Annotated in this window: 24 protein-coding genes; 12 read left to right on the forward strand and 12 right to left on the reverse strand. The window is 72.4% G+C overall.

Going from position 1 to position 26,134, the window contains the following annotated elements; translation table 11 throughout:
- Positions 1–314 precede the first annotated feature (314 nt).
- The 9 genes from ACFVTH_RS02385 to ACFVTH_RS02425 all read left to right on the forward strand — a co-directional run bounded on the left by ACFVTH_RS02385 (position 315) and on the right by ACFVTH_RS02425 (position 9,557).
- Positions 315–1,184 carry an SIS domain-containing protein gene (locus tag ACFVTH_RS02385; RefSeq protein ID WP_387088681.1) on the forward strand — a complete coding sequence of 290 codons (870 nt, stop codon included), beginning with the start codon at positions 315–317 and terminating at the stop codon, positions 1,182–1,184.
- A 4-nt stretch (positions 1,185–1,188) separates the two neighbouring features.
- Positions 1,189–2,163: an ROK family protein gene (locus ACFVTH_RS02390; protein ID WP_387086446.1), complete on the forward strand. Its 975-nt coding sequence runs from the start codon at positions 1,189–1,191 to the stop codon at positions 2,161–2,163.
- Entirely contained in the window at positions 2,160–3,194 is a 1,035-nt protein-coding gene (locus tag ACFVTH_RS02395; RefSeq protein ID WP_387086449.1) for a 1-phosphofructokinase family hexose kinase, read from the forward strand. Before ACFVTH_RS02390 ends, ACFVTH_RS02395 begins: the two co-directional genes overlap by 4 nt.
- A complete protein-coding gene (locus ACFVTH_RS02400) occupies positions 3,191–4,063 on the forward strand; it encodes a ketose-bisphosphate aldolase (RefSeq protein WP_387086452.1) in 873 nt (290 codons plus the stop codon). Before ACFVTH_RS02395 ends, ACFVTH_RS02400 begins: the two co-directional genes overlap by 4 nt.
- Complete coding sequence (locus tag ACFVTH_RS02405; RefSeq protein WP_376944423.1) at positions 4,060–4,845, forward strand: DeoR/GlpR family DNA-binding transcription regulator; 786 nt, start codon at positions 4,060–4,062, stop codon at positions 4,843–4,845. The genes ACFVTH_RS02400 and ACFVTH_RS02405 overlap by 4 nt, the downstream gene beginning before the upstream one ends.
- Entirely contained in the window at positions 4,846–6,039 is a 1,194-nt protein-coding gene (locus ACFVTH_RS02410) for an N-acetylglucosamine-6-phosphate deacetylase (protein WP_387086454.1), read from the forward strand.
- 334 nt (positions 6,040–6,373) lie between these two features.
- Positions 6,374–8,257: a sigma-70 family RNA polymerase sigma factor gene (locus ACFVTH_RS02415; RefSeq protein WP_387086456.1), complete on the forward strand. Its 1,884-nt coding sequence runs from the start codon at positions 6,374–6,376 to the stop codon at positions 8,255–8,257.
- 28 nt (positions 8,258–8,285) lie between these two features.
- Positions 8,286–9,158 carry a formyltetrahydrofolate deformylase gene (gene purU / locus ACFVTH_RS02420; RefSeq protein WP_387086458.1) on the forward strand — a complete coding sequence of 291 codons (873 nt, stop codon included), beginning with the start codon at positions 8,286–8,288 and terminating at the stop codon, positions 9,156–9,158.
- A gap of 24 nt (positions 9,159–9,182) precedes the next feature.
- Positions 9,183–9,557, forward strand: a complete 375-nt coding sequence (locus ACFVTH_RS02425; protein ID WP_387086460.1) for a YrdB family protein — start codon at positions 9,183–9,185, stop codon at positions 9,555–9,557.
- Positions 9,558–9,573: 16 nt separating this feature from the next.
- Here the strand turns inward: ACFVTH_RS02425 and ACFVTH_RS02430 are convergent, their stop codons facing one another.
- On the reverse strand, positions 9,574–10,710 hold the full coding sequence (locus tag ACFVTH_RS02430) for a hypothetical protein (RefSeq protein ID WP_387086462.1): 1,137 nt from the start codon (positions 10,708–10,710) through the stop codon (positions 9,574–9,576).
- A gap of 109 nt (positions 10,711–10,819) precedes the next feature.
- On the opposite strand from ACFVTH_RS02430, the gene ACFVTH_RS02435 reads away from it, so the two are divergent.
- Complete coding sequence (locus tag ACFVTH_RS02435) at positions 10,820–11,407, forward strand: TetR/AcrR family transcriptional regulator (RefSeq protein WP_387086464.1); 588 nt, start codon at positions 10,820–10,822, stop codon at positions 11,405–11,407.
- Between the two features lie 94 nt (positions 11,408–11,501).
- Here the strand turns inward: ACFVTH_RS02435 and nagB are convergent, their stop codons facing one another.
- The 9 genes from nagB to ACFVTH_RS02480 form a co-directional block, all read right to left on the reverse strand.
- Positions 11,502–12,287, reverse strand: a complete 786-nt coding sequence (gene nagB, locus ACFVTH_RS02440; RefSeq protein WP_387086466.1) for a glucosamine-6-phosphate deaminase — start codon at positions 12,285–12,287, stop codon at positions 11,502–11,504.
- Entirely contained in the window at positions 12,272–13,219 is a 948-nt protein-coding gene (locus ACFVTH_RS02445) for an ROK family protein (RefSeq protein WP_387086468.1), read from the reverse strand. Before ACFVTH_RS02445 ends, nagB begins: the two co-directional genes overlap by 16 nt.
- Entirely contained in the window at positions 13,216–14,748 is a 1,533-nt protein-coding gene (locus ACFVTH_RS02450; protein ID WP_387086470.1) for a glycoside hydrolase family 3 protein, read from the reverse strand. Before ACFVTH_RS02450 ends, ACFVTH_RS02445 begins: the two co-directional genes overlap by 4 nt.
- Complete coding sequence (locus tag ACFVTH_RS02455) at positions 14,745–15,623, reverse strand: carbohydrate ABC transporter permease (protein ID WP_387088684.1); 879 nt, start codon at positions 15,621–15,623, stop codon at positions 14,745–14,747. The genes ACFVTH_RS02450 and ACFVTH_RS02455 overlap by 4 nt, the downstream gene beginning before the upstream one ends.
- A 47-nt stretch (positions 15,624–15,670) precedes the next feature.
- A complete protein-coding gene (locus tag ACFVTH_RS02460) occupies positions 15,671–16,657 on the reverse strand; it encodes a carbohydrate ABC transporter permease (RefSeq protein WP_387086472.1) in 987 nt (328 codons plus the stop codon).
- Positions 16,658–16,795: 138 nt separating this feature from the next.
- Positions 16,796–18,040 (reverse strand): extracellular solute-binding protein, encoded by a 1,245-nt coding sequence (locus ACFVTH_RS02465; protein ID WP_387086474.1) that lies wholly within the window; start codon positions 18,038–18,040, stop codon positions 16,796–16,798.
- A gap of 68 nt (positions 18,041–18,108) precedes the next feature.
- Complete coding sequence (locus ACFVTH_RS02470; RefSeq protein WP_387088687.1) at positions 18,109–19,275, reverse strand: ROK family protein; 1,167 nt, start codon at positions 19,273–19,275, stop codon at positions 18,109–18,111.
- 152 nt (positions 19,276–19,427) lie between these two features.
- Entirely contained in the window at positions 19,428–21,308 is a 1,881-nt protein-coding gene (locus ACFVTH_RS02475) for a heavy metal translocating P-type ATPase (protein ID WP_387086476.1), read from the reverse strand.
- Between the two features lie 106 nt (positions 21,309–21,414).
- Positions 21,415–22,632, reverse strand: coding sequence for an NADP-dependent isocitrate dehydrogenase (locus ACFVTH_RS02480; RefSeq protein WP_387086478.1), 1,218 nt, complete (start codon positions 22,630–22,632; stop codon positions 21,415–21,417).
- 211 nt (positions 22,633–22,843) lie between these two features.
- Here ACFVTH_RS02480 and ACFVTH_RS02485 point away from each other — a divergent pair, with 211 nt between their 5' ends.
- Together ACFVTH_RS02485 and ACFVTH_RS02490 are read left to right on the forward strand one after the other, a co-directional pair.
- Entirely contained in the window at positions 22,844–23,296 is a 453-nt protein-coding gene (locus tag ACFVTH_RS02485; RefSeq protein ID WP_386939806.1) for a GNAT family N-acetyltransferase, read from the forward strand.
- Between the two features lie 4 nt (positions 23,297–23,300).
- Complete coding sequence (locus tag ACFVTH_RS02490) at positions 23,301–23,627, forward strand: MGMT family protein (RefSeq protein WP_387086481.1); 327 nt, start codon at positions 23,301–23,303, stop codon at positions 23,625–23,627.
- 43 nt (positions 23,628–23,670) lie between these two features.
- On the opposite strand, the gene ACFVTH_RS02495 is transcribed toward ACFVTH_RS02490, so the two are convergent.
- Positions 23,671–25,449, reverse strand: a complete 1,779-nt coding sequence (locus ACFVTH_RS02495) for a histidine kinase (RefSeq protein ID WP_387086483.1) — start codon at positions 25,447–25,449, stop codon at positions 23,671–23,673.
- Positions 25,449–26,114: a response regulator transcription factor gene (locus ACFVTH_RS02500; RefSeq protein ID WP_022889806.1), complete on the reverse strand. Its 666-nt coding sequence runs from the start codon at positions 26,112–26,114 to the stop codon at positions 25,449–25,451. Before ACFVTH_RS02500 ends, ACFVTH_RS02495 begins: the two co-directional genes overlap by 1 nt.
- Positions 26,115–26,134 lie beyond the last annotated feature (20 nt).

The following is a 26,134-nucleotide window of genomic DNA, read 5'->3' on the forward strand; positions in this document are numbered from 1 at the left end:
CTCGAAGATCTGTGCAGTTTCATGAACGTTTGACCGAGCAAACGATCAGGTGCGTTCACTCGACGCTGGGAAATCTATTCCGCTCCCCGCTCGGCCGTCAAGGCTGGAGAGCCATTTGTTACCGGATTTTGTTCGGATCCCTCACTAAACCCCTCGAACACGGGACAGTGCAGTAAACGATCTTTTCCATGATCGTTGGACACGTATTGCAGTCATCTGCAATCATTGAGGCGTCATCGTCGTCACTCGACGGCCGCACCACCCCGACTGGAGCCCACGTGAGCCTGCCTTCCGCTTCCGCCCCCGCCGCCCACATGGCCGCCGAGCTCGCCTCGCAGCCCGAGACCTGGGCGCGCGCGGCCGAGCTCCGCGACGAGCAGTCGCGACTCCCGCGCCGCGGCGAGCGCGTCGCCGTCGTCGGCTGCGGCACCTCGTGGTTCATGGCCCAGTCCTACGCGTGGCTCCGCGAGTCGGGCGGCCACGGCGAGACCGACGCGTTCGCGGCGTCCGAGGCCTTCCCGCTCCGCGGGTACGACGCCGTCGTGGCGCTCACCCGCTCGGGCACGACGACCGAGGTCCTCCAGCTCGTCGAGGACGTCCGCGGCCAGGTCCGCACGATCGGCGTCATCGGCGACGCGGAATCGCCCCTCGTCGACCTCGTCGACGACGCGATCACCCTGCCCTTCGCCGACGAGGAGTCGGTCGTGCAGACCCGGTTCGCGACGACGGCGCTCGCCCTCTTCCGCGCCTCGCTCGGCGAGGACCTCGCGCCGGCGATCGCCGACGCCGAGCTGGCGCTGGCCGAAGACCTCGACCCGGCGCTCGTCGACGCCGAGCAGTACACCTTCCTCGGCCGCGGCTTCTCGGTGGGCCTCGCCCACGAGGCGGCGCTGAAGATGCGCGAGGCCTCGCAGTCGTGGACGGAGTCGTACCCCTCCATGGAGTACCGCCACGGCCCGATCTCGATCGCCGCGCCCGGCCGGGTGACCTGGCAGTTCGGCCCCGCTCCCGAGGGCCTCGCGGGCGATGTCGCCGCGACCGGCGCGCGGTTCGAGACGAGCGCGCTCGACCCGATGGCCGACCTCGTCCGCGCCCAGCGCGTCTCGCTCGCCCGCGCCCTCGCGCGCGGCCTGGACCCCGACCAGCCGCGCAACCTGACGCGCTCGGTGATCCTCGAGGGCTGACCCGATGACCGACCTCGCTCCACCGCTCGGCCCCGGCGCCGCGGTCCTCGCCTTCGACGTCGGCGGCACCGACACGAAGTCGGCGATGGTGGATGCCGCGGGGCGGGTGCTCGGGCTCCGGCGCACGCCGACCGCGCTCGATCCCGTCGACTCCGCGCGCGCGGTCGCCGCCTCGTTCGCCGGCCTTGCGCGGACGCTGCGCGACGAGCACCCCGGGGTCCAGGTCGTCGCGGCCGGCGTGAGCGTGCCCGGGCTCGTCGACGAGGTGCGCGGGCTCGGCCTGTTCGCCTCGAACCTGGGCTGGCGCGACGCCCCCATCCGCGACCTCGCCGAGCACGCGCTCGGACTGCCGGTCGCGTTCGGCCACGACGTGCGGGCCGCGGGCGACGCCGAGCACCGGCTGGGGGCCGCACGCGGCTACGACGACGCCGTGGTGCTCGCGATCGGCACCGGCATCGCGAGCTCCATGCTCATCGGCGGCCAGCCGTACTCGGCCGGCGGCTACGCGGGCGAGTTCGGGCACTCGTTGGCCGACCCCCGCGGCGAACGCTGCCCCTGCGGCGCGATCGGCTGCCTCGAGACGGTCGCCTCGGCCGGCGCCATCGCCCGGCGGTACCGTGCGGCGAGCGGCCGGGACGTCTCGGGGGCCCGAGCGGTGCTCGAGGCCGCACGCGCGGGCGACCCGCTCGCCGACGACATCTGGAACTCCGCCATCGAGGCGCTGGCCGAGGGCATCGCCCGGCTCGTCGCGACGCTGGCGCCCGAGGCGATCGTCATCGGCGGCGGCCTCTCGCAAGCCGGGCCGGCACTCTTCGAACCGCTCGCCGCCCGGGTCGACGCGCTCCTCAGCTTCCATCGCCGTCCGGTGCTCCTGCGCGCCGAGCTCGGCGACGACGCGGGCCTGCTCGGCACCGCCCTCGCCGCGCGCGACCTCGCCGCGGCCAGGGCCGCGAGCGCGGCCGGGACGGCGGCGCCGTGATCCTCACCGTCACCCCGAACCCCGCGGAGGACCTCACCTGGCACCTCGCCGAGCTGCGCCCCGGCGAGACCCTCCGGGTGCCGGCCGGCGTCTCCCGCGCCGGCGGCAAGGGCCTGAACGTCGCACGGGTGCTCGCCGCCGAGGGGCACGAGGTGCTGGCGCTCACGACCGCAGGCGGCGCAGCCGGCGCGCGACTGGCCGACGACCTCGAACGCAGCGGCATCCCCCACCGGCTGGTTCCGGTGCGCGGCGAGACGCGACGCAGCCTCGCGCTCGTCGACGAGTCGAGCGGCGAGACCACGATCCTCAACGAGCACGGCGCACCCCTCGCCGACGCCGAGGCCGACGCCCTCCTGGCCGAGGCCGCCCGCCTCGGCCGCCGCGCCGACGTCGTCGTCATCAGCGGCAGCCTGCCGCCCGGCTTCGGCCCCGACCAGCTCGCCGGGCTCGTCGCCGAGCTCGTGGCCGCGGGCGCAACGGTGATCGTCGACACGAGCGGACCGGCGCTCGTCGCCGCCGCCCGCGCGGGTGCGACGGTGCTGAAGCCGAACCGCGACGAGCTCGCCGAGGTGACCGGCCACGACGATCCGGTCGCCGGAGGCCGTGCGCTGCTCGACGCGGGCGCCCGACTCGTGCTCGTCTCGCTCGGCACCGAGGGGCTGCTCGTGCTCTCGCACGCCGACCGCACCGACGGCGTGCGCGCCCGGCTGCCCCATCCGCTCCACGGCAACGCGACCGGTGCGGGCGATGCGGCCGTCGCGGCGATCGCCGCCGCAGTGGCCACCGCCCCGTCGCTCGTGAGCGACCCGGGCCGCGAGGGCATCGCCGCTCGGGCCGCGCTCGCGCGGCGCGCGACGGCATGGTCGGCCTCGGCCGTGCTCATGCCCGTCGCGGGCGCGCTCTCGCCCGACCACGTGCGGCTCGAGGCCGAGGTCGTCGTCACGGGCGACCACGAGGCATCCGCCGCCGACCAGGCGAACACCGAGCGGGCGCAGCAGGCGCCCGCGACCGACCCGAGGACCACCGCATGACGCTCATCCCCACCCGCACCGTCCTCGAGGCCGCCGCGTCGGCCGGCACCGCGATCGGCGCGTTCAACGTGCTGCACCTCGAGACGGCCGAGGCGCTCGTCGGCGCCGCGGAGGACACCGGCCTGCCGGTCATCCTGCAGCTCTCCGAGAACTGCGTGAACTACCACGGGGGCTTCGACCCCATCGCGCGCGCGACGCTCGCCGTCGCCGAGGCCTCGAGCGCCGACGTCGCCGTCCACCTCGACCACGCGGAGGACGTGGAGCTCGCGCTCCGCGCGATCGACCGCGGCTTCGGCTCGGTCATGTACGACGGCGCGAAGCTCGACTTCGCCGACAACGTCGCGACCACCCGGCGGGTCGTCGCGCGGGCGGCCGAGGCGGGCGTGCTCGTCGAGGCGGAGCTCGGCGAGATCGGCGGCAAGGACGGCGCGCACGCGCCAGGCGTCCGCACCGACCCGGCCGAGGCGGCGCAGTTCGTCTCCGAGACCGGGGTCGACGCCCTCGCGGTCGCCGTCGGCTCGTCCCACGCGATGACCGAGCGGGTCGCAGCGCTCGACCTCGAGCTCATCGCCCGGCTGCACGCGGCCGTGCCGGTGCCGCTCGTGCTGCACGGCTCCTCCGGCGTGCCCGACGAGACCATCGTCGCGGGCATCGCCGCGGGCCTCACGAAGATCAACGTGTCGACGCACCTGAATGCGGCATTCACCGGCGCGATCCGCGACTACCTCGCGGAGCACCCCACGGCCGTAGACTCTCGCAAGTACCTCGCGGCGGGCCGCGACGCGGTGCGCATCGAAGCGGGCCGCATGCTGAGGCTGTTCGCCTCGCCGGCGACGGCGGGCACCACCGGAAGGGACGGGATCGGATGAATCGCGCGGAGCGCCTGAGCGCCGTCCTCGACCTGCTCGCCGACGGCGGCCAGGTCGAGGTCGAGCAGATCGTCGACCAGCTCGGAGTGTCGCCGGCGACGGCCCGACGCGACCTCGATGCGCTCGCGAGCCAGCAGCTGCTCACCCGCACCCGCGGAGGCGCCGTCGCCCACTCGGTCGCGTACGACCTGCCGATCCGCTACAAGAACCAGCAGAACCCCGAGTCGAAGGCCGCGATCGCCCGGGCGGCGAGCGCGATGGTGCCGCGGGGAGCCGTCATCGGCCTCTGCGGCGGCACGACGGCCACGGCGATCGTCGAGGCGCTCATGTCGCGCGCCGACATCATGGAGCCGGCGAACGACCCGAGCCTGACCGTCGTGACGAACGCGATCAACATCGCCATGCAGCTCGCGATCCGGCCGCAGATCAAGACGGTCGTGACCGGCGGGGTGGTGCATGCGCGTTCCTACGAGCTCGTCGGCGCGTACACCGACGCGGTGCTCGGCAGCGTGACGCTCGACTACGCCTTCATCGGCGTGAACGGCATCGACCCCGCGATCGGCCCGACCTCGCACGACGAGCGCGAGGCGGCGGTGAACGCGCTCATGGCCTCGCGTGCCACCCATCCCGTGCTCGTCGCCGACTCGTCGAAGCTCGACAAGCGGGCGTTCGCCGCGATCGGCTCGCGGCGCCTCTTCTCGACGCTGATCACCGACTCGGGCGTGACCGAGGCGCAGCTGGCGCGGCTGGCCGACCACGGCTACGACGTTATCGTTGCTTAGGTGAGCACCCCAGTCGTCCCGACCGCACCCGCCTCCGCCCCGAACGGGTCCACGATCATCCATTCGGCGCGGATCGTGAGCGGCTTCGACACGGTGCCCGACGCCTGGGTGCGCTTCGAGGGCGGCCGCGTCGCCGAGCGCGGGCTGGGCGATGCCTGGCGCGAGCACGTCGCCCCCGACACGAGCGTGACGGATGCCTCGGGGCGATTCCTCGTCCCTGGGTTCATCGACCTCCACTGCCACGGCGCCGGCGGCGCGTCCGCCGACGAGGGCGAGGCGGCGATCGAGCGCGTGCTCGCCGTGCACAACGCCCACGGCACGACCCGCACGGTGCTCTCGCTCGTCACGGCACCCGTCGACCGGCTCGCCGAGCAGGTCGCGATGATCGCAGGCCTCTCGCGTCGAGACCCGCGCGTGCTCGGCTCCCACCTCGAAGGGCCGTTCCTCGACGACGCCTATCGCGGCGCCCACGACCCGTCGCTGCTGCGCACCGCCGATGCCGACTCGGTCGATCGGCTGCTCGCCGCGGCCGACGGCACGCTGCGCCAGGTCACGATCGCGCCCGAGCACCCCGGGGCGACGGAGGCCATCGGCCGCTTCGTCGACTCCGGCGTCGCGGTCGCGGTCGGGCACACCGGGGCCGACTTCGACACCGCCCTCGCCGCGTTCGGGGCGGGCGCGACGATCCTGACGCACGCGTTCAACGGCATGCGTGGCATCCACCACCGCGCGCCGGGCCCCGTCGTCGCGGCGATGCACGCCGACCACGTTACCCTCGAGATCATCAACGACGGTGTGCACGTCCACGCCGACGTCGTGAAGCTCGCCTTCGCGGGCGCTCCGGGGCGGGTCGCGCTCATCACCGACGCCATGGCGGCGACCGGATCCGCCGACGGGGAGTACCTCCTCGGCACGCTGGAGGTCGTCGTCGACCAGGGCGTCGCCCGCCTCCGCGAGGGCGGCTCGATCGCGGGATCGACGCTCCTGCAGGACGAGGCGCTGCGTCGCGCCGTCGTCGACAGCGGCATCCCGCTCGACCAGGCGATCGCCGCGCTCACGGTGGTGCCGGCGGCCGCGATCGGGCGCGCGCACGACCTCGGCCGGCTCGACCGCGGCTACGCCGCGGACGCGGTGCTCCTCGGCGACGAGCTCGACGTGCAGGCGGTCTGGGCGGCGGGCGGCCGGCTGGCCTGAGCCGCGCCCGGCCCGGGCGCTGGGAGAAGGGCCGGCCCCGAGACGTGTTCCCCATCGTCTCGGAGCCCGGCCGTTCGAATCGAGCCGCCCTTTCCCCCGGGCGCCTCGTCCCGCCGGCGGGTACCCGGCTTCCGTCTCGGAGTTCGGGTCTCCGAGACGGCGGAAGGCGAGGGCGCAGTGCACGCCCTCACAGGAGAAGACGTCGCCCCGGCGGATCTATGACGCGATTCCCGGAAAAATCTGGTGGAATGATCCGGAACCCCCGATCCGCGTCATGATCCCCGCCTCGACGCGTCTCTCAGGTGGACCGACCCGAACCCCGAAGGAGCCGCGCGTGCCCACCGTGCGCACCGACCACACCGCCGATGCCGCGCTCATCGAGCGGACCCGCCGCGGCGATGCTTCCGCCTACGCGGAGCTCTGGCAGCGCCATGCGGCCTCCGGCCGGACCGTGGCCCGCTCGTTCAGCTCGCTCGACCCCGACGACCTGGTCGCCGAGTCGTTCACGCGCATCTACGACGCGATCCTCGCCGGCAAAGGGCCGACGGCCGCGTTCCGCCCTTACCTCTTCACCACGATCCGCAACACCGCGGCGAGCTGGGGCCGGGCCCGCCAGGAGACCAATCTCGAGACGCTCGAGTCGTTCGAGGACCCCGAGACGAACGAGGCGGCGACGCTCGACGCCCTCGACCGTTCGACCACGGCGCAGGCGTTCCGCTCGCTGCCGACCCGCTGGCAGGAGGTGCTCTGGTACAGCGAGGTCGAGGGCATGAGCCCGCAGCAGGTCGCCCCGCTCGTGGGCATGAGCGCGAACAGCACGGCCGCGCTCGCCTACCGCGCCCGGGAGGGGCTCCGCCAGGCGTGGATCCGCGCGCACCTCAAGAACTCGACCGAGCCCGAATGCCGCTGGACGATCGACCGGCTCGGCAGCTACACGCGCGGCAAGCTGCGCCCGCGCGACACCGCGAAGCTCGAGTCGCACCTCGACGACTGCGCGCGCTGCACGATCGTCGCGGCCGAGGCCAGGGAGGTGGGCTCGAAGCTCGCGCTCGTGCTGCTGCCGCTCGCCGCCGGCGTCGGCGGTGCGACCGCGTACTCCGCCTGGCTGTCGCAGGGCGTGCCGGTCGCCGAGTACGCGATGGGCGCGGGCGGCATCGCTGCGGGCGGCGTCGGCGTCGCCGGGAGCGCAGGGACGTCCGTTGCCGGATCCGGAGCGGGCGCCTCGGGTGCCGGCGCAGGCGGTGCGGGCGCAGGCGGCGCGGGCGGCGGCGCCGCAGGCACCGGGCTCGTCGGGGCCGTCAGCGGCACCGGTGTCGCGATCGGCGCCGGAGCGCTCGTGCTCACCGCCGCCGTCGTCGCGGTCGCCGTCGTCGCCCCGAGCCTCGCCCCGACGAACGAGCCGATCGCAGCGCCCACGAGCGAGGTGGTCGACGACGTGCCCGGGGCCGAGCCGGCCGATGCGGCCGATCCCGCCCCGCTCGCCGAGCCGCCGGTCCCGCCCGTCGCCGTGATCGACGACGTCGTCGCGGAGGAACCGTCGATCCCGGGCGACCCCGGCGCGCCCGTGGCGGAGCCGCCGCAGGCCACGGCCACCCCGACGCCCACCCCCACGCCCACGCCGACCCCGACCCCGACACCGACCCCGACCCCGACACCGACGCCCACACCGACGCCGACCCCCACACCGACGCCGGGCGACACCGAGGCGCTCGCGCCGGTGATCTCCACGATCGACACCGCCGGCGGACTCGTCGACCCGATCGTCTCGGGCACCGCCGAGCCCGGCGCCGACGTCGAGCTCGTGCTCGACGGAACGACCACGGCGCTCGTCGCAGACGCGGACGGCGGGTGGTCCCACGAGTACGACGGACTCGCCGCGGGCCGGCACGCACTCGCCGCCCGGCAGGTCGACGCAGCGGGCAACGTCTCGGCCTTCTCCGACGAGGCGACGTTCTCGCTCGAGACCCCGGGGCTCGAGGTCTCGGGCCGGGGCCAGCGCTACGAGCTCGCCTTCTCGGGCCGGCCCGGGGCGAGCCTCCTGCTCACGGTGCCGTGGACGAGCCAGGTCGTCGAGCTCGACCGCGCGGGGGCCTCCGACTGGTACGTGCAGGGCATCCGCAACAGCGACCGCCTCGGCATCCGGTACACGAGCGACGGCCGGGTCGGACCGCTCCGCGAGGGCACCGTGCGCGAGTGGGTCAACGGGCTCGTCGGCTGAGGCATCCTCGCACCGGTAATCTGGGCGGATGACCACCGATGCCGCCCCCGATCACCTGTACCACTGGGTCGTGACCCTGAGCTGCACCGACGGCCCCGGCATCGTGCACGCGATCTCCGGCGCCATCGTCGCCTCGGGCGGCAACATCACCGAGAGCCAGCAGTTCGCGAGCCTCGACACCGGCCGCTTCTTCATGCGCCTGCAGGTCGAGTCGCGGGCGACGCGCGCCGAGTTCGAGGCGGCGCTCGCGCCGGTCACCGAGCGCTGGAGCATGCAGTGGCACCTCGACGAGGTGGGGCGGCCGCTGCGCACCCTCGTGCTCGCCTCGACCGCGGGCCACTGCGTCAACGACCTGCTCTTCCGGCAGCGCGCGGGCCAGCTGCCCGTCGAGATCCCGCTCGTGCTCTCGAACCACGGCACGCTCCGCGATCTCGTCGACTTCTACGGGGTTCCGTTCGAATCCGCCGCCGTGACGAACGCCGACGAGAAGGCCGCCTTCGAACGGCGCATCCTCGAGGCGGTCGACCAGCACGACATCGAACTCGTCGTGCTCGCCCGCTACATGCAGATCCTCTCCCCCGAGCTGTGCGAGGCCCTCGCGGGACGCTGCATCAACATCCACCACTCGTTCCTGCCCGGGTTCAAGGGCGCCAACCCCTACCGCCAGGCGCACGCCCGGGGCGTGAAGCTCATCGGGGCGACCGCGCACTTCGTGACGAGCGACCTCGACGAGGGGCCGATCATCGAGCAGAACGTCGTGCGCGTCGACCACTCGCGCAGCCCCGCAGAGCTCGTGGCGATCGGCCAGGACGAGGAGAGCCGCACCCTGAGCCAGGCCGTGAAGTGGTTCGCCGAGCGCAGGGTGCTGCTCGACGGCGCCCGCACCATCATCTTCCGCTGAGCGTCGCGGGTAGACTCGAGGGTTGTGAGCACCGCACCCGAGACCCCGCAGCAGGCCCAGCCGAAGATCGGCCCGAACGACATCCTCCGGTTCTTCCTCGAGCTGTTCGCCTTCGTCTCGCTCGGCATCTGGGGCTTCATGGCGTTCCCGCTGCCGTGGCCGGGCGTGCTGATCGGGCTCGGGGCGCCGGCGCTCGCGATCGTCGCGTGGGCGCTGTTCATGTCGCCCAAGGCGGTCTTCCGCATCGACCCCTTCGGCAAGGCGCTCGTCGAGATCGCGATCTTCTCGGCTGCGGCGATCGGCTGGTGGATGCTGGGCCAGCCCGTCGTGGCGATCGTCTTCGCCGTCGTGGCCGCGGTGAGCGGCATCATCAACGGCCGCAAGGAGCTCGCGGGCTGACCCCGGCCGCTCGGCGTCAGGCGGCCCCGGCGCGGGCCGAGGCATCGGCGCGGGACGCGGCATCGGCCGCGGCCTCGGCATCGGCCGCCGCCTCGGCGTCGGCCACCGCGTCGGCCTCCGCATCGCTCTCCGCGCCACCCGCGGTGCGGAAGTGGCCGAGCACCGAGAGCACGAGTCCGCCGACGGCCCAGCCCGCGAGCACGAGCCAGGGGAACGTCGTCTCCGCGGCGGGGAAGTAGGAGAGCTCGCGCACGAGCGTGGCCGCAGCCCCGGGCGGGAACCACTGGCCGACGTCGCCCCAAGGCTCGGGAAGGAACTCCTTCGGCATCGCCGCCGCCGAGATGGGGTTCGCGAAGAGCAGCATGACCACCGGGCCGACCGCGATGCCCGCCCGCCCGATGAGGGCGACGAACCCGGTGATCGGCGCCGCGATCGCGGCGAGCGCGAGCGCGATCGCCGCGGAGTTCACCCAGTAGTCGCCCTGCAGCGCGCCGAACCACCCCTGCAGGATCCCCGTGAGCGCGAGCCCGCCCGCCACGGAGTAGACGACGACCGCGAGCACCCGGCGCATCGCGCCGATGACGGCGAGCGAGATCGCGATCCCGCCGAGCATCCCGCCGAGCACGAGCGGGAACAGCGCCGCCGCGAGCCCCGTTCCACGAGGATCGGTCTCGGCGAGCGGCACCACGTCGGTGACGACGACGTCGACGTGCGGCGGGGCTGCCGGCGCACCCGCAGCGGCCGCCGCTGCGGCCGCCTGGGCGTTGACTCCCTCTTCGAGCCCGCTCGCGATGCCGGTCAGCAGCTGCGCGACCACGAGGCTCGAGGCCGAGGAGCTGAGCACCTCGGGCTCGTCGCCGAGCACGACGGCTCCGTACACCTCACGGGATTCGATCGCGTCGACCGCGGCCGGGCGATCGTCGACCTCGACGAAGGCGATCGCGCCGGGCTGCTGCGCGTCGACCGCCTCCTCCGCGGCGGCGACGGCCTCGGCGGGCCCGGTGATCGCGATCGGCAGGTCCTTCGCCTCGGCCGTCACCGAGGGCCAGGCGAACGCGAGCACGATGACGGCGACGACCGCCGCGAGTGCAAGGCCGACGCCGACGACACGCGCGAGCGGGGTGTGGGACTGCGTGGCATCCGAGTGCGCCATGGTCTCCTCCGAAGTCGAATAAAAACGAATGTTCGTTCTTTATAAGAATGCGCCCGGCTCGTATGCTTGTCAAGAACGATCATTCGGTTTTCCGAGCGGAAGGCGGCCGATGCCCAAGGTGAGCGACGAGTACCGCGCGGCGAGGCGCGACGAGATCCTCGACGCCGCGCTGCGCGCCTTCACCTCGAAGGGCCTCGACGGCGCCTCGATGGCCGACATCATCGCCGAGTCCGGGCTCTCCGCCGGGGCGATCTACGGCCACTTCCCGAGCAAGGTCGAACTCCTCGCCGCGGTGGCCCAGCGCACGCTCGGGCAGCGGCGACTCGAGGTCGCCGCACGCCAGGCGGAGGGCGAGGCGCCACTCACGCCGGGCGAGGTGCTCGCCACGGTGCTGCGAGGCATGCGCGCGCACTTCGACACCCGGCTGCTGGTGCAGCTCTGGGCCGCCGCCGCCACCGACACCGAGCTCGGCGACACGATCCGGGGCCCGGTCCGCTCGATCCGCGAGACCTTCAGCGACGCGATCCGGCCGTGGTTCGCCGCCAACTACCCGGCCGACGAGGCCGAGGCGCGTCTCGCTCGCGCCCTGCCCATCATGATGGCGCTCGGCCAGGGGTTCATGATCCAGCGCCAGCTCTTCGACGACTTCGACGAGGAGGGCTATCTCGCCGAACTCCCGGCGACGCTCCCCCACTGAGCGCGCCGCCCGTCATCGCGCCCTCGCCCCGAGAACGACGGATGCCTCGGGCGGGATCCCGCCCGAGGCATCCGTCTCGTTCGCACGTGACCGGTCAGATGCCCTGCCAGGCCGGCTTGTTCGCCCAGGCGTGACGGTAGTACTCGAGGTTCGCGAGCTGCGACGCGGCCGCCGCGTCGACGATCACGGTCGCGTGGGGGTGCAGCTGGATCGCCGAGCCCGGCTGGCTCGCCGAGACGCCGCCCTCGACCGCCGCGGCCACGGCCTCGGCCTTCGCCTCGCCGAAGGCGAGCAGCACGAGGTGACGGGCCCGGAGGATCGTGCCGATGCCCTGGGTGATGCAGTGCATGGGCACCTCCTCGGGCGAGTCGAAGAAGCGCGCGTTGTCGACGCGGGTGGGCTCGGTGAGCGTCTTCACGCGCGTGAGCGAGGCGAGCGAGGAGCCGGGCTCGTTGAAGCCGATGTGGCCGGTGCGCCCGATGCCGAGGATCTGCAGGTCGACGCCGCCCGCCGCCGTGATGGCGGCCTCGTAGTCGGCGCCCGCGTGCTGGATCGTCGCGGGGTCGCCGTTCGGCACCCGCACGAGCTCGGGGGTGAGCCCGAGGGGCTCGACGACCTCACGGGTGATCACGGCGCGGTAGCTCTCGGGATGCCCGGCCGGCAGGCCGACGTACTCGTCGAGCGCGAAGCCGCGCACGCCGCGCACGTCGATCGACTCGGCGGCGATCCGCTCCGCGAGGGCCCGGTAGCTCGCGAGCGGGGTCGAGCCGGTCGCGAGACCCAGGACCGCGTCGGGCTTCTGCCTGATCAGCGCGACGATCGACCCGGCGACGAGCTCGCCCGCCGCCTGCTCGTTCTCGACGACTACGACTTCTGCCATTGCGCAACTCCTACCAGGGCAGCGCCCACGGCGGCTGCCGGAAATCCGAGGGGAATGACCCGGACCCGCTCCGCGAGCCCGAGAGAGGCGAGGAACGCCGAGTCGGCGGACCACCCGTTCAGGATACGGCGAGTTCCGTCGACGAGCGGTGCGCCGAGGGCGGCGAGCCCGCCGCCGATCACGACCTCGTCGACGTCGGTCGTGAGCACGAGCAGCCGGACCGCGGCCGCCACCCCCGAGAGGAATCGTTCCCGGACCGCGATCGCCTCCGCGTCGCCGGCCGCGGCCCGGTCGAAGAGCTCCCGGGCCGGCAGCTCGGCCTCGGACGACCACATGCGCGCGATCGCCGAGCCGGAGGCCACGGTCTCGAGGCAGCCGCGCTGGCCGCAGCCGCACGGCTCCCCCGCCGGGTCGATCGGGATGTGCCCGATCTCGCCCGCGACGCCGTGGCCGCCCCTCAGGAGGCGGCCGCCCTGCACGATCCCGGCGGCGAGGCCGGTGCCGAGGTTCAGGTAGGCCATCGAGCGCTCGGCCGAGGGCGCGGATGCCTCGACGGCACCCTTCGCCGCGCCGAGCAGGTGATGCGCGCCGAGCGCGGCCGCCTTCACGTCGTTCTCGATGCGCACCTCGACGCCCAGCCGGTCGGCCAGCCGCGGGCCCAGGTCGAGCCCCTCGAGGCCGAGGTTCACGGCGTGCGCCACCCGGCCCGTCGCGGTGTCGACCGCGCCGGGGATCCCGATGCCGATCGACGAGAACGCGCTCGCGCCGACGCCCGACACCTCGGCCATCCGCTCGACCGTGCGCAGCGCCGTCTCGACGACCGCCTCCGCGCCGAATCCGGTCGGCATGCGCACCTGGTCGCTCAGCTCGCCGGTGTCGGCGAGCGCGACGGCCGCGGTCTTCGTGCCGCCGATGTCGATGCCGAGTCTCACCGCGCTGCCACTGGCGCGAGCACGCCGTCGACGAACGCGAGCACCGCGTCGCCGAGGAGGCGCGAGGCGCCGTAGGTCGCGACGTCGGCGTAGCCGCGGTCATGCGACGGCCAGCCCATGTCGATCGTCACCACGTCGTCCCGCACGGCGCGCAGCGCGTCGATCGTGCGGCGGGCGAAGGCGTGGCGGTGGAGGTCCTTGCCGATGACGAGCACCGGACCCGGGAGCCCGGCGGGGTCGTCGAGCGCCTGGCCGTGGGCGACCGCGACGAGTTCGGCGCGGCTGAGCCACGACGGCCGCTCGGCGACCGCCTCGGCGGCGAATGGCCCCCACGGCGACACGCCGATGGCGATGTTCGCCACGGTGTCGACGCGGACGACCGTGCCGATGCCGGACGCCCCGTGCAGACGCCCGGGCACGGCGTCCGCGACCTCGAAGGAGGCCACCACGCGCGCGATCTCCTCGTCGTCGTGGGCGGGTTCGATCACGCTCGGGGCGGCCGGGCCGGCCGGCACGGCCGGCGCCGTCGCCGCGAGCGCGCGCACCCGGGCGGCCGCGTCGCGGACGCGGTCGGCCGGAAGGCGGCCCGCATCGATCGCGTCGGCGACCGCCGCGACGATCTCGCCGAGCTGCTCGTCGGAGTTGTTCGCCCCGATGCAGAGGAGGTCGCACCCGGCGGCGAGGGCGCGCACTGCGGCTTCGGGTATGCCGTGCGCGCCGCTCGCCCCCTTCATGTCGAGGGCGTCGGTCACGATGACGCCCTCGAAACCCAGCTCCCCGCGGAGCAGGCTGTGCAGGATGTGCGGGGAGAGGGTGGCCGGAGCCTCTGCGTCGAGCTGAGGGATCAGGATGTGGGACGTCATGATCGTGCGGGTACCCGCCTCGATCGCCGCGCGGAACGGCACGAGCTCGCGCTCGCGCAGCGTCTCGAGCGGGACGTCGACGACCGGCAGTGCGAGGTGCGAGTCGGTCGCCGTGTCGCCGTGCCCCGGGAAGTGCTTCGCGCTCGCGGCGATGCCCGTCTGCTGCAGGCCCTCGACCCAGGCGGCCGAGTGCCGGGCGACGAGCACCGGGTCGTCACCGAAGCTGCGCACGCCGATGACGGGATTGTCGGGGTTGGCGTTGACGTCGACGTCGGGCCCGAACGTCACGGTGCAGCCGGTCGCCGCGAGGGCGCGCCCCACCTCCGCCGCGACACGGCGGGTGAGCTCGAGCTCGTCGATGCGGCCGAGCACGGCGTTGCCGGGGAACGGGGCGCCGCGGTCGTAGAACAACCGGGTGACGTCGCCGCCCTCCTCGTCGATCGCGATGACGGCCTCGGGGTTCGCCGCGCGGAGGCTCTCGTTGAGCGCCCGCAGCTGCTCGGGGTCGACGACGTTCTCGCCGAAGAGGCACACGCCGCCGAGGCCGTCGCGCAGCCGGGCGAGCACCCATTCGGGCGCGACCGGGCCGTCGAAGCCCGGCAGCAGGGTCGTCAGGATGTCCCGGTGCAGCTGTGCGGCCGCACCGGTGTGGTTCTCGGCGCTCATCCCTTGACGGCTCCGCTCACGAGGCCGCCGGTCATCCGGCCCTGCACGAAGAGGAAGAAGATCACGACGGGGAGCGCGATGAGCGTGGAACCCGCCATCACGGCGCCCCAGTTCGTCGCCTCGGTCGCCGACTGGAAGGAGTTCAGCCACGGCGGGAGCGTGAGGTTGTAGCCCTTCATGAGGAGCAGGGCCATCGTGAACTCGTTCCAGCTCTGGATGAAGGCGAAGATGCCCGTTGAGACGAGACCGGGGGCCAGCAGCGGGAAGGTGACCTTCCAGAACGCCTGCGCCTTCGTGCAGCCGTCGATCATCGCCGCCTCCTCGAGGTCGGCGGGCACGCCGGCCACGAAGCCGCGAAGGGTCCAGATCGTGAACGGCACGACGGAGGCGAGGTGAACGATGAACAGGCCGACGAGGGTGTTCATCAGTCGCCAGTCGTCGATCATGTTGTAGATCGTGAACATCATGGCCTCGCCGGGCACCATCTGCACGACGAGCACGCTCACGATGAACACATAGCGGCCGCGGAAGGCGAAGCGGGCGATCGCGATCGAGGCGAGGAAGGCGAAGACCGCGCAGACCACGACGACGGCGATCGCGACGCCGAGGCTCGAGGCGAGCGCGTGCGGGAAGTCGGTCTGGCCGGGGGCGGCCTCGCGCGTCCACGCGGTGACGTAGTTCTTGAAGGTGAACTCGAGCGGGAAGAAGCTCGGGGTGCGGCTGATGATCTGGTTCGACGGGGTGAACGACATGTTCACCATCCAGTAGACCGGGAACACCGAGCACAGGAAGACCAGGAGGGCGACCACGTTGATCACGATCTTGGGGGCGCCGAACCGGTGGGTTCGACGGGACTTCTGCGTGTGCGGCGTCACCGACGCGGGGGTCTCGGCGAGCTGGACGGCGGGAGAGATCTGCGTGGTCACGCTTCCTCCTCCTTCAGGCTGGAGCGGACGTTGTAGTAGGAGATGCCCATGAGCAGGATGACCATGAACACGCCGATCGCGGCGGTCACGCCGAACTCGCCGAGGCCCTGGCGGAAGAGGTAGGTACCGAGCACGTTCGTCTCGGAGACGATGCCGCCCTGCTGCTGCAGCGCATAGACCTGCGTGAAGATGCGGAGGTTCCAGATCGTCTCGAGCACGATCACGGCGGTGATCACGTTGCGCAGGTACGGCAGCACGATGAAGCGGAAGCGCTGCACCGAATGGGCGCCGTCGAGCTGCGAGGCCTCGAGCACCTCGTCGGGCACCTGGCCGAGACCGGCGTAGAAGGTGAACACCGCGAAGGGGATGCCCTGCCAGACGATGATGATCGTGAGCACCATCATGAACGACCACGGGTCGGCGAGCCAGCCGTGTCCGCGCCAGTCCTGCGTGCCGGTGATGGTGTTCAGGACGTAGTTGACGAGACCGTAGTCGGTGTCGAAGATCCAGCCCCAGACGACGGTCGCCGAGAGCGGCGGCATCGCCCAGGCGAAGAGCAGGCCGATCGAGACGAGCAGGCGCATGCCCTTGGAGAGCCGCAGCATGAGCAGGGCGATGAGCATGCCGCCGACGACGATGAGCACGGTCAGCACGACCATGAGGCCGAGGCTTCGGACGAGGACCGCCGGGAAGTCGGACTTCGTGAACACCTCGATGTAGTTGTCGAAGCCGATGAAGTTCGGCGAGGTGCCCAGCATCTTGTTCTTGATCTCGAGATCCGTGAACGAGGTGATGAACATGACGATGGTCGGGTAGACGACCATCACCGCGAGCAGGACGATGCTGGGTGCGAGCAGCAGCCAGGGGGCCCACGGCAGCCGCTTCTTCCTGCGGGCGCCGGCGGGCGAGTTCAGGGGTCGACGGGGTGGTTTCGTGTTCGGCGTGCGCGGCGTTGCGTCAGGCTCGGCGAGGGTTGCGCTCATGGCTCTTCCTCCGGGTGTCCGCGGGGGGACGCGGGGTATGACTGATGGTACGTCTCGCGGCACCGGCGCCGTTCGAGTTCGTTGCAGGGGAACGGGGGCGGAGCTGTGTGGGACTCCGCCCCCGCGGGGCTCAACAGGCTAGCTGTTGAGGATCTCCTCGATCTGCGCGTCGAGGTCGGCCGCGATGGCCGCCACGTCGCCACCCTGGGCGATCTTCACGAGCGCCTCCTGGATGATCTGCGCAGCCTCGACCTCGGCCCACTTCGGGGTGGTCGGGGTCACCTTCGAGTTCTCGAGCGCGACGGCCTGGGCCTTCGCGATCTCGGTGTCGGGCAGGTTCGCCGCCGAGGCGGTGAGGCCCGGGGTGAGGCCACCGGCGGCCAGGAGGTCCTGGTAGCCGGCGCTCGCCATGATGTCGAGCGCGGCGCGAGCCTGCTCGGGGTTCGCGCTCTTGGTCGCGACGGCGATGTTCGAGCCGCCCGCGAAGATCGGAGCGGTCTCACCGGCCTCGAGGCCCGGCAGCGCGAACGCCTTCAGGTCCGAGCCGTAGGTGTCGGCGCAGCCGGGCGCCTCTGCGTCGGCCGGAGCGGTGATCGACCACTGCACCCACGCGGGGGCGGAGAGGAAGACGTCCTCACCGGCGCAGAACGGCACCTGCGGGTCGGTCTCGTCGCCGTCCTTCGGGGCGTTCGAGGCGTTGAGGTAGACGTCCTGGAGCTGCGTCAGGCCCTCGACGCCGCCCTCGCTCGAGAAGCCGGCCTTCCACTCCTCGCCGTCCTTCTCGGCGATGAATCCGCCGTGCGCCCAGACGTAGGGAAGGGCGTTGTACCAGTCGCGTCCCGGAGCCCAGATGCCCGAGACGGTGTCGGTGCGGCGCTCCTTGCCCGTGGCGACGTACTCGTCGAGCGTCGTCGGCACGGGGGTGTCGCCGAGGATCTGCTGGCTGTAGAAGACGATGCGGCCACCGGCGTAGTACGGCGCGGCGTAGAGCTCCTCGTCGTACGTGGCCGACTCGACGAGACCGGGCAGGTAGTCGTCGGTCGCGAAGTCGTCGAGCGGGAGGAACAGGCCCTGGTCGGCGAAGCTCGCCGTCTGGGTGTTGCCGACCTCGACCACGTCGGGCGAGTCGTTCGACTGGAGCGCAGCTGCGTAGGTGTCGCTCACGTCGGCCCAGGTCTTCTCCTCGACCGTGAGGGTCCAACCGTCGTTCTCCGACTCGAAGGTCTCCTTGAGGTAGGCGCGCGCGTCCTCAGGGGTGTCGCTGCCGACGACCCAGACCGTGATGTCGCCACCGTCGGCCGACTCGTTCCCACCACCGGTGCTGCAACCGGCGAGGGTCAGGGCAGCAGCGGCGCCGAGCGCCACAATGCCGAGTTTCCTCATTTGTCGTTTCCTTTCATGGGGTGGGGAAACAGCGGGGGTTCGCTGTCACCCTTGGTGCCTGGAGTCCATTACGAGACTCCGAGTTGTCCGGAGAGGACCATGACGGCCGCGCCGCGGAGGACGATGTCCTCCGCCTGCTCGGACATCCGGAGCCTCAGATCACGGTTCAGTTCCGCCATCGTCCGCTTCCGGAGCGTGTCGACGGTCGCCTCGTGGAAGGCGCCGTCGAGCAGTTCGGCGGGGCCGCTGAGCACGACCTCCGTCAGATTGAGGGCGCCGACGACCGGCGCGAGCACGATGCCGAGCCGGCGGCCGGCCTCGCGCAGGATCTCGTCGCGCGCGTCGGCGGCGTCGACGTCGCCGACGGCCTCGAGCTGCGCCGTGAGGCGGGGCTCGGCGACCCAGGCCTCGAGGCATCCGTCCTTGCCGCACGCGCAGCGCGGGCCGCCGTCGGTGCCGACGACGACGTGGCCGATCTCGCCCGCGGCGAACCCGCCGCCGATGACGGGGCGGCCCCCGACGATCAGGCCGGCGCCGACACCGTGCCCGACCTTGACGAGCAGGAGGTCGTCGAGCAGGGTCTCGCCGTGCTCGGCGAGGATCGCGACGTTCGCGTCGTTCGCGACGTGCACGGGCAGCTCGGTGCGGGCGGCGAGCCGCTCCTGCAGGGGCAGGTCGACCCAGCCGAGGTTCGGGGCCGAGCGCACGACGCCGTGGGGGTCGACGACACCGGGCGAGCCGACGCCGATGCCGAGCACGGGGATGGTGGCGAGTGCGAGCAGCCGGTCGACCAGCTGCTCGACGAGTTGCGCCGCCGCCTCGCCGGTCGCGCCGCCCAGCGCGAGCTCGGCGCGCTCGGCGATCGTTCCGTCGAGCGCGGTCACGGCGCCCCGGAAGACCTCGTGCTCGGACAGGTCGAGCCCGATGATCTGGAACGCGTCGCGGGCGACGTCGATGAGGGTGGCGGGCTTGCCCGGCCGGGCGTCCTCGCGCTGGCCGAGTTCGACGACGAGCCCCTCGGCGATGAGCTCGGCCACGAGGTCGGAGACGGTGACGCGCGTGAGCCCCGTCTCGCGGGCGATGTCGGCCCGGCTCTGGGCGCCGGAGCTGTACAGGGTCTGCAGCACGAGCGCTCGGTTGTGGCTGCGCGCGTGCTCGGGCAGGACCTTGCCCGTGGGCCGCAGGGCGCGCGAGCGGGTGAAGATCGGGGCGCCGGCGAAGGGCACCGTGAGCAGGTCGGAATGCGCCACCGAGGTGGGGGGCGTCGGCTCCGTGGTGACCGGGCCTCGCTGCGCATCCGTTGCAGTCACGTTTGTTAGTAAACCTTACGAACAAACCATGCGCAAGTGTTCGACACGACTTCGTGCCCGCGTTACCGATTCGTGACCTACGCGACGGTGAGGCGCGATTCGGATGCCTCGGCCGCGACCTCGCGCTTGGCGTCGAGCCGCCCGCCGACGGCGCGCAGCGCCGCGAGGATCGCGATGAGGTCGACGACCTCCTGCAGGAGCGCCCCGATCGTGGCCGGGATCACGCCGAACGCCGCGACCACCATGAGGCCGACGCTCACGACGATGCCGATCCAGATGCTCTGGAGTGCGATGCGCACGGTGTCGCGGCCGATCTCGACGGCCTTCGCCGTGCGCGAGATGTCGTCGACGAGGATCACCGCCGAGGCGGACTCGCTCGCGGCCGTCGCCCCCTTCGCCCCCATCGCGATGCCGACGTCGGCCGCGGCGAGGACGGGGGCGTCGTTGACGCCGTCTCCGACCATGATCACCGGCCGCGCGGCGACCGCGGCGACCTCGCGCACCTTGTCGCCGGGGAGGCAGTCGGCCCGCACCCGCGTGATGCCGAGCTCCGCGGCGATGTGGTCGGCCGTCGCCTTCGCATCGCCCGTGAGCATCATCGTGTCGTGCACGCCGAGCTCGTCGAGCCGGGCGAGCGTCGCCCTCGCGTTCGACCTGAGGCGGTCGCTCGCGAGCAGCGCGCCGGCGTACCGGCCGTCGACGGCGACGTAGACCGCGAGCTCGCCCGGCGCGATCTCGGTCCGCCGCGCCTCCGGCGCGCGCTCGGCGACGAACGCGAACTTGCCGACGACGACCTCGCGGTCGCCGAGCTTCGCGGTCACGCCGTTCGTGGCTGCCTCGCGCGCCCACTCGGCCTCGGTGAGGGTCAGGCCCCGCTGCTTCGCCGCCTCGATCATCGACGCCGCGAGCACGTGCGAGGAGTACTGCTCGGCCGAGGCGACGAGGCCGAGCAGCTCGTCGCCCGACAGGCCGGCCTCGGGCCTCACAGCCACGAGCTTCGGCTCGCCGTGGGTGAGGGTGCCGGTCTTGTCGAAGACGGCCGTCTTCGCCCGGGCGAGGAGTTCGAGCACTCCCCCGCCCTTGACGATGACCCCGTTGCGCGCGGCGCGGCTCATGCCGCCGATGAAGGCGACGGGCGCGGCGATGAGCAGCGGGCAGGGCGTCGCGAGCACGAGCACCTCGGCGAAGCGCACCGGGTCGCCCGAGACCCACCAGGCGACGCCGGCGAGGCCGAGCGAGAACACCGTGAAGGGCACGGCGTAGCGGTCGGCGAGACGCACGACGGGCGCCTTCGACTCGGCGGCCTGCGCGACGAGCGAGACGATCTGCTGGTACTGGCTGTCGCCGGCCGTCGCCGTGGCGACGATCTCGATCGCCGCCTGCCCGTTCACCGAGCCGCTCAGCACGGCGTCGCCGCGCTGCTTCTCGACCGGCACGCTCTCGCCCGTGAGCGACGACTCGTCGAAGGCGGCCTCGGCCGAGTGCAGCTCGCCGTCGACGGGCACGATCTCGCTCGGCCGCACGAGCAGCCGGTCGCCGGGCCGCACCTGGTCGACGTGCACGTCGACCAGGTCGTCTCCGTCGATGCGGTGCGCGAGCTGCGGCGAGCGCGTGAGCAGCGCGTCGAGCTCGCGCTTCGCCCGGCGGTTCGCGTAGTCCTCGAGCGCGGCGCCGCCCGTGAGCATCAGCACGACGAGGAGCGCCGCGACGTACTCGCCGACGAGCACGGTCGCGACGATCGCCGTGATCGCCAGGATGTCGAGACCCCAATGCCCCCGCAGGATGTCGCGGACCATCCCGACGGCCTCCCACGCGGCGACGACGAGCGCGTACCCGCTGAAGATCCAGGGCACCGCGGCCCCCGCCCCGACGAGGGCGAGCACGATGCCGAGCACCCCGATCGCGAGCGTCAGCGTGACGACCCAGTAGCGGCGGGCGAGGTGCAGGATGCGAGCCATGTCTTCCATCCTGCCCCCGGCGGTGCGCGAATCCCGGGAGGACGACGAAGGGCGGGTGCCGGAGCACCCGCCCTTCGGGATCGGTCGCCGCGTGCGCGGCGCCCGGCTACGCGCCGAGGCGCGCCTTGAGGTTCGCGTCGATCGAGTTCAGGAACTCCTCGGTCGTCTGGTAGCCCTGCTCGGGGCCGACGAGCAGCGCGAGGTCCTTCGTCATGGCGCCCGACTCGACCGTCTTGATGACGACGTCCTCGAGGGTCGCGGCGAAGTCGATCAGCTCCTGGTTGCCGTCGAGCTTGCCGCGGTGCGCGAGGCCGCGCGTCCAGGCGTAGATCGAGGCGATCGGGTTCGTCGAGGTGGGCTTGCCCTGCTGGTGCTGGCGGTAGTGGCGGGTGACCGTGCCGTGCGCCGCCTCGGCCTCGACGACCTTGCCGTCGGGCGTCGCGAGCACCGAGGTCATGAGGCCGAGCGAGCCGAAGCCCTGCGCGACCGTGTCGGACTGCACGTCGCCGTCGTAGTTCTTGCACGCCCAGACGTAGCCGCCCTCCCACTTGAGGCTGGCCGCGACCATGTCGTCGATGAGGCGGTGCTCGTAGGTGAGGCCGGCGTCGTCGAACTTCGCCTTGAACTCGGTGTCGAAGACCTCCTGGAACAGGTCCTTGAAGCGGCCGTCGTAGGCCTTGAGGATGGTGTTCTTCGTCGAGAGGTACACCGGGTAGTTGCGCGAGAGGCCGTAGTTGAGCGAGGCCCGCGCGAAGTCCTTGATCGACTCGTCGAGGTTGTACATGCCCATCGCGACGCCCGAGCCGGGCGACTGGAAGACCTCGAACTGCTGGGGCTCCGAGCCGTCCTTCGGGGTGAAGGTCATCGTGAGGGTGCCCTCGCCCTCGAAGCGGAAGTCGGTGGCGCGGTACTGGTCGCCGAAGGCGTGGCGGCCGACGATGATCGGCTTGTTCCAGCCGGGCACGAGGCGGGGGATGTTCGAGATGATGATCGGCTCGCGGAAGATCACGCCGCCGAGGATGTTGCGGATGGTGCCGTTGGGCGAGCGCCACATCTTCTTGAGGCCGAACTCCTCGACGCGCGCCTCGTCGGGCGTGATCGTCGCGCACTTGACGCCGACGCCGTGCTTCTGGATGGCGTGGGCCGCGTCGACGGTGATCTGGTCGTCGGTCTCGTCGCGCTTCTGGATCGAGAGGTCGTAGTACTCGAGGTTCACGTCGAGGTACGGGTGGATGAGCTGGTCCTTGATGGCCTGCCAGATGATGCGGGTCATCTCGTCGCCGTCGAGCTCGACGACCGTGCCTTCAACCTTGATCTTGGACAAGTTGAGTTCTCCTTGGATCTCTCGGGGAATTTGAGGAAGTCTCGTGGGCGGACACGCCGTCTGCCAGCTTACCGCGTCGGCAGAATATCTCGACATCGAGACAATGGACCGAGGCGTGGGGCGGGCGGCCAGCCCCGACGAGGTCGGCTCGGGGTCGACTCAGGGACATCCCGGCTACCGACCTCGGGGATCACGGGTTAGCCTTGGCGCTATGGCTGAGCTGAGACTGGAAGACCTGTCCGCGTCGAACATCGTGGCCGCGAACACATTGTCGCTGAAGCCCGGCCAGGAGCAGTTCATCGCGCCGGTCACCTACTCGGCGGAGGCCTCGGTCGTGAATCCCGAGACCGCGTGGCAGCGCGTCGCCCTGCAGGGCGACCGCGTCGTCGGCTTCATCCACGGCAACTTCGACCCCGAGAACCCGCACGAGGAGTTCCGAGCCTGCATCTGGCGCATCAACGTCGACGCCGACGTGCAGGGCAAGGGCGTCGGCCGCTTCCTCGCGACCGCGCTCGCCGAGGAGGCCAAGCGACGCGGCTTCGACCGCATCACCGTGCTGTGGGAGCCCGGCGACGAGGGGCCCGAGGCGTTCTTCCACCGCGTGGGCTTCGCCGACATCGGCGAGACCGCGTACGGCGACGTGATCGGCGCGCTCGAGCTCTGAGCCGGTGGCCCGCGCACTCCCCGAGCATCCGCCCGGGTTCGTCGATGCGGTGCTCGCCGTCGTCGACGACATCCCGCCGGGCTGCGTCGCCACGTACGGCGACGTCGCGGCGATGCTCGGGTCGCGCGGTGCGCGCGCCGTCGGCCAGGTGATGGCGAGGTACGGCGCGGATGTCCCGTGGTGGCGCGTCATCCGCGCGGGCGGGCGACCGCCGGCGGGGCACGCCGAGCGGGCTCGACCGCACTACGAGCTCGAGGGCACCCCGCTCCGTCCCTCCGCCGACGCCGACGGCTACCGCATCGACCTCTCCGCGGCGCGCTGGCGGCCCTGACCCGGCGCCACGCCCGTCCACGCCGCCGTGCGCCGGCGCCCGTTCACCCTGCGGCGACGGGGATCCGCACGGTGATGGTCGTCCCCGCCCCGGCGGGGCTCTCCACGGTCAGTTGGCCGCCGACGGCGTCGACGCGGTCGGCGATGCCGAGCATGCCGCTGCCGTCGGGCGAGGCGCCGCCGACGCCGTTGTCGCGCACGACGAGCTCGAGCACGCCGTCGACGAGGTGGGCTCGCACCCAGCCGCGCGTCGCCTGCGCGTGCTTCGCGACGTTCGCGAGCGCCTCGGCCACGACGAAGTACGCGGTCGACTCGATGACCTCGGGCAGTCGTCCTTCGGCCTGCACGTCGATCTCGAAGGGCACCGGGCAGCGACCGGCGAGCTCGGGCACGGCGAGCGCGAGCCCGCCCGAGGAGAGCAGCGAGGGGTGGATGCCGTGGGCGAGCTCGCGCAGTTCCTTCAGCGCGTCGTTCAGCATCGCGATGTTGCCGTCGAGCTCGACGCCGAGCGGCTCGACCCCCCGGTCGCGCGCCTGGTTCGCGGCGAGCCGCAGCCGCATGCCGAGCGAGACGAGGTGCTGCTGCGCCCCGTCGTGGAGGTCGCGCTCGATGCGGCGACGCGCCTCGTCGCCCGCCTCGACGATGCGCGCGCGGGACTGGCGCACCTGCTCGAGGGTGCGCTCGATCTCGGAGCGCAGCCGCCCGTTGTCGACCGAGAGCCGGAGCGCGCTCGACACGCCGTCGAGCAGGCGCATGTTGTCGGTGAGCACCCGGTCGTGGCGGATGAGCGCGATCGGCATGCCCGTCGGCGAGGCGACCGGGAGCAGGCTGTGGTCGCCGTTCCGGTCGGCGGGGTCGTGCTCGATGGGGTCGCCCGCGGCATCCGCGTACCGCCCCCGCTCCTCGTCCCACCAGTAGACCCGCACGGAGGCGTCGCGAAGGGTGCGCGCGAGCGACTCGGCCCAGAGTCCGCGATCGGCGCCCTCGCGCGTGATGCGCATGAGGTCGGCGACGCGCGCCCGCATGTTGCGCGTGTGCGAGATGCCGGCGACGAAGCTCACGGGGATCGAGGCGATCGCGACGAGCGACACGGTCGCGAGCACCTGCGGGGCGGTCGCGTTGGCCGCATAGGTCACGGCCTGCGCGGCGAGCGTCGTCGCCCAGGCGAGGAGGGCCAGCGGCATGAGGAAGGCGACCGTCCGCGCGGGCACGCTGCCGCGGACCCAGCGGACGAGGAAGCGACCGGCGATGACGAGCGCGAGCAGCACGCCGATGAGACGGTAGCCGATGTCGATGACGCCGGCCACGACGGGCGCGTCCATGATGCGGTACGGGTTCGGCGCGCAGTCGCAGAGCGCGGCGGGCGGCTCGGCGAGGAGCACCGTGCCGAGCAGGTAGGTGACCGAGGCGACGAGCGCGATCGCGCCGATCACGCGGGCGAAGCGGTCGCCGAAGTCGCCGCGCGGGTAGAGCAGCACGAGGATGCCGGTCAGCAGGCCCCACCAGAGGTGCACGCCGTAGAGCAGCGGCCAGAGCCAGCCCAGGTCCTCGATGACGCGGAGGAAGGTGAGCGGGATCCACACGACCGGGAAGAGCACCATGAGGCGCGCCGGCACGCGCGAGGGCCCGATCGACCACGCGACGCCCGCACACGCGGCGAACACGAGCGGGACGATCGCGTGCAGCGTGACGTAGCTCACCTCCGGACGCTCGGACTCCGTGGACGCGACGAACCCCGTGATCTCCATCGTGAGGCTCAGCGCGACGACCGACGCGATGGCGATCGTGCGCTTGATGATCCGGCCGCGTCGGCCGGGGGCCATCACCTCGCGCCGAGGAGCGTCAGCACCGCGAGCACCCGCCGGTGGTGTTCGGGCGACTCCTCGAGGTCGAGCTTCTGCAGGATCGAGCGCACGTGCGTCTCGACGGTCTTCAGGCCGAGGAAGAGGGTCTGGGCGATGCCGCCGTTCGAGTACCCCTGGGCCATCAGCTCGAGCACCGATCGCTCGCGCTCGGTGAGTCGCGACAGCGGGTCATCGGCGCGGGTGCGCTGCACGAGCTGCTCGACGACCTCGGGGTCGACGACGGAACCGCCCGACGCGACCGTCTCGACGGCCCGCACGAGGGTCTGCGGCTCGGAGACCCGCTCCTTGAGGAGGTAGCCGGTGCCGCTGCCGGCGCCCATCACGCGCAGGGCGTATTCGGGCGTCGCGTACATCGAGAGCAGCAGGACCCCGATCGTGGACCCGCTCGCGCGCAGCGACTCGAGCGCGAGGATGCCTTCGTCGCGGTAGCTCGGAGGCATGCGGATGTCGAGCACGGCCGCGTCGACCCCGCCCGCGCGCACGACCTCGACGAGCTCCTCGCCCGTTCCGACCGAGGCGACGACCTCGAGGCCCCCGCCTTCGAGCACCTTCGCGATGCCCTCGCGAAGGAGCAGTGCATCGTCGGCGATGGCGACGCGAAGCGGTCGGGACGTCTCGTCCATGGGCACCTCCACACCGTCGA

It is taken from the genome of Agromyces sp. NPDC058104, from assembly GCF_042884835.1.
Lineage (GTDB): Bacteria > Actinomycetota > Actinomycetes > Actinomycetales > Microbacteriaceae > Agromyces.

What these genes read in the sequence shown, in the direction of transcription:
- ACFVTH_RS02385 (WP_387088681.1), top strand. Translation starts at nt 315, where the DNA reads ATGGCCGCCGAGCTCGCCTCGCAGCCCGAGACCTGGGCGCGCGCGGCC.
- ACFVTH_RS02390 (WP_387086446.1), top strand. Translation starts at nt 1,189, where the DNA reads ATGACCGACCTCGCTCCACCGCTCGGCCCCGGCGCCGCGGTCCTCGCC.
- ACFVTH_RS02400 (WP_387086452.1), top strand. Translation starts at nt 3,191, where the DNA reads ATGACGCTCATCCCCACCCGCACCGTCCTCGAGGCCGCCGCGTCGGCC.
- ACFVTH_RS02405 (WP_376944423.1), top strand. Translation starts at nt 4,060, where the DNA reads ATGAATCGCGCGGAGCGCCTGAGCGCCGTCCTCGACCTGCTCGCCGAC.
- purU (WP_387086458.1), top strand. Translation starts at nt 8,286, where the DNA reads ATGACCACCGATGCCGCCCCCGATCACCTGTACCACTGGGTCGTGACC.
- ACFVTH_RS02430 (WP_387086462.1), bottom strand. Translation starts at nt 10,710, where the DNA reads ATGGCGCACTCGGATGCCACGCAGTCCCACACCCCGCTCGCGCGTGTC.
- ACFVTH_RS02435 (WP_387086464.1), top strand. Translation starts at nt 10,820, where the DNA reads ATGCCCAAGGTGAGCGACGAGTACCGCGCGGCGAGGCGCGACGAGATC.
- nagB (WP_387086466.1), bottom strand. Translation starts at nt 12,287, where the DNA reads ATGGCAGAAGTCGTAGTCGTCGAGAACGAGCAGGCGGCGGGCGAGCTC.
- ACFVTH_RS02450 (WP_387086470.1), bottom strand. Translation starts at nt 14,748, where the DNA reads ATGAGCGCCGAGAACCACACCGGTGCGGCCGCACAGCTGCACCGGGAC.
- ACFVTH_RS02460 (WP_387086472.1), bottom strand. Translation starts at nt 16,657, where the DNA reads ATGAGCGCAACCCTCGCCGAGCCTGACGCAACGCCGCGCACGCCGAAC.
- ACFVTH_RS02465 (WP_387086474.1), bottom strand. Translation starts at nt 18,040, where the DNA reads ATGAGGAAACTCGGCATTGTGGCGCTCGGCGCCGCTGCTGCCCTGACC.
- ACFVTH_RS02475 (WP_387086476.1), bottom strand. Translation starts at nt 21,308, where the DNA reads ATGGCTCGCATCCTGCACCTCGCCCGCCGCTACTGGGTCGTCACGCTG.
- ACFVTH_RS02485 (WP_386939806.1), top strand. Translation starts at nt 22,844, where the DNA reads ATGGCTGAGCTGAGACTGGAAGACCTGTCCGCGTCGAACATCGTGGCC.
- ACFVTH_RS02495 (WP_387086483.1), bottom strand. Translation starts at nt 25,449, where the DNA reads ATGGCCCCCGGCCGACGCGGCCGGATCATCAAGCGCACGATCGCCATC.
- ACFVTH_RS02500 (WP_022889806.1), bottom strand. Translation starts at nt 26,114, where the DNA reads ATGGACGAGACGTCCCGACCGCTTCGCGTCGCCATCGCCGACGATGCA.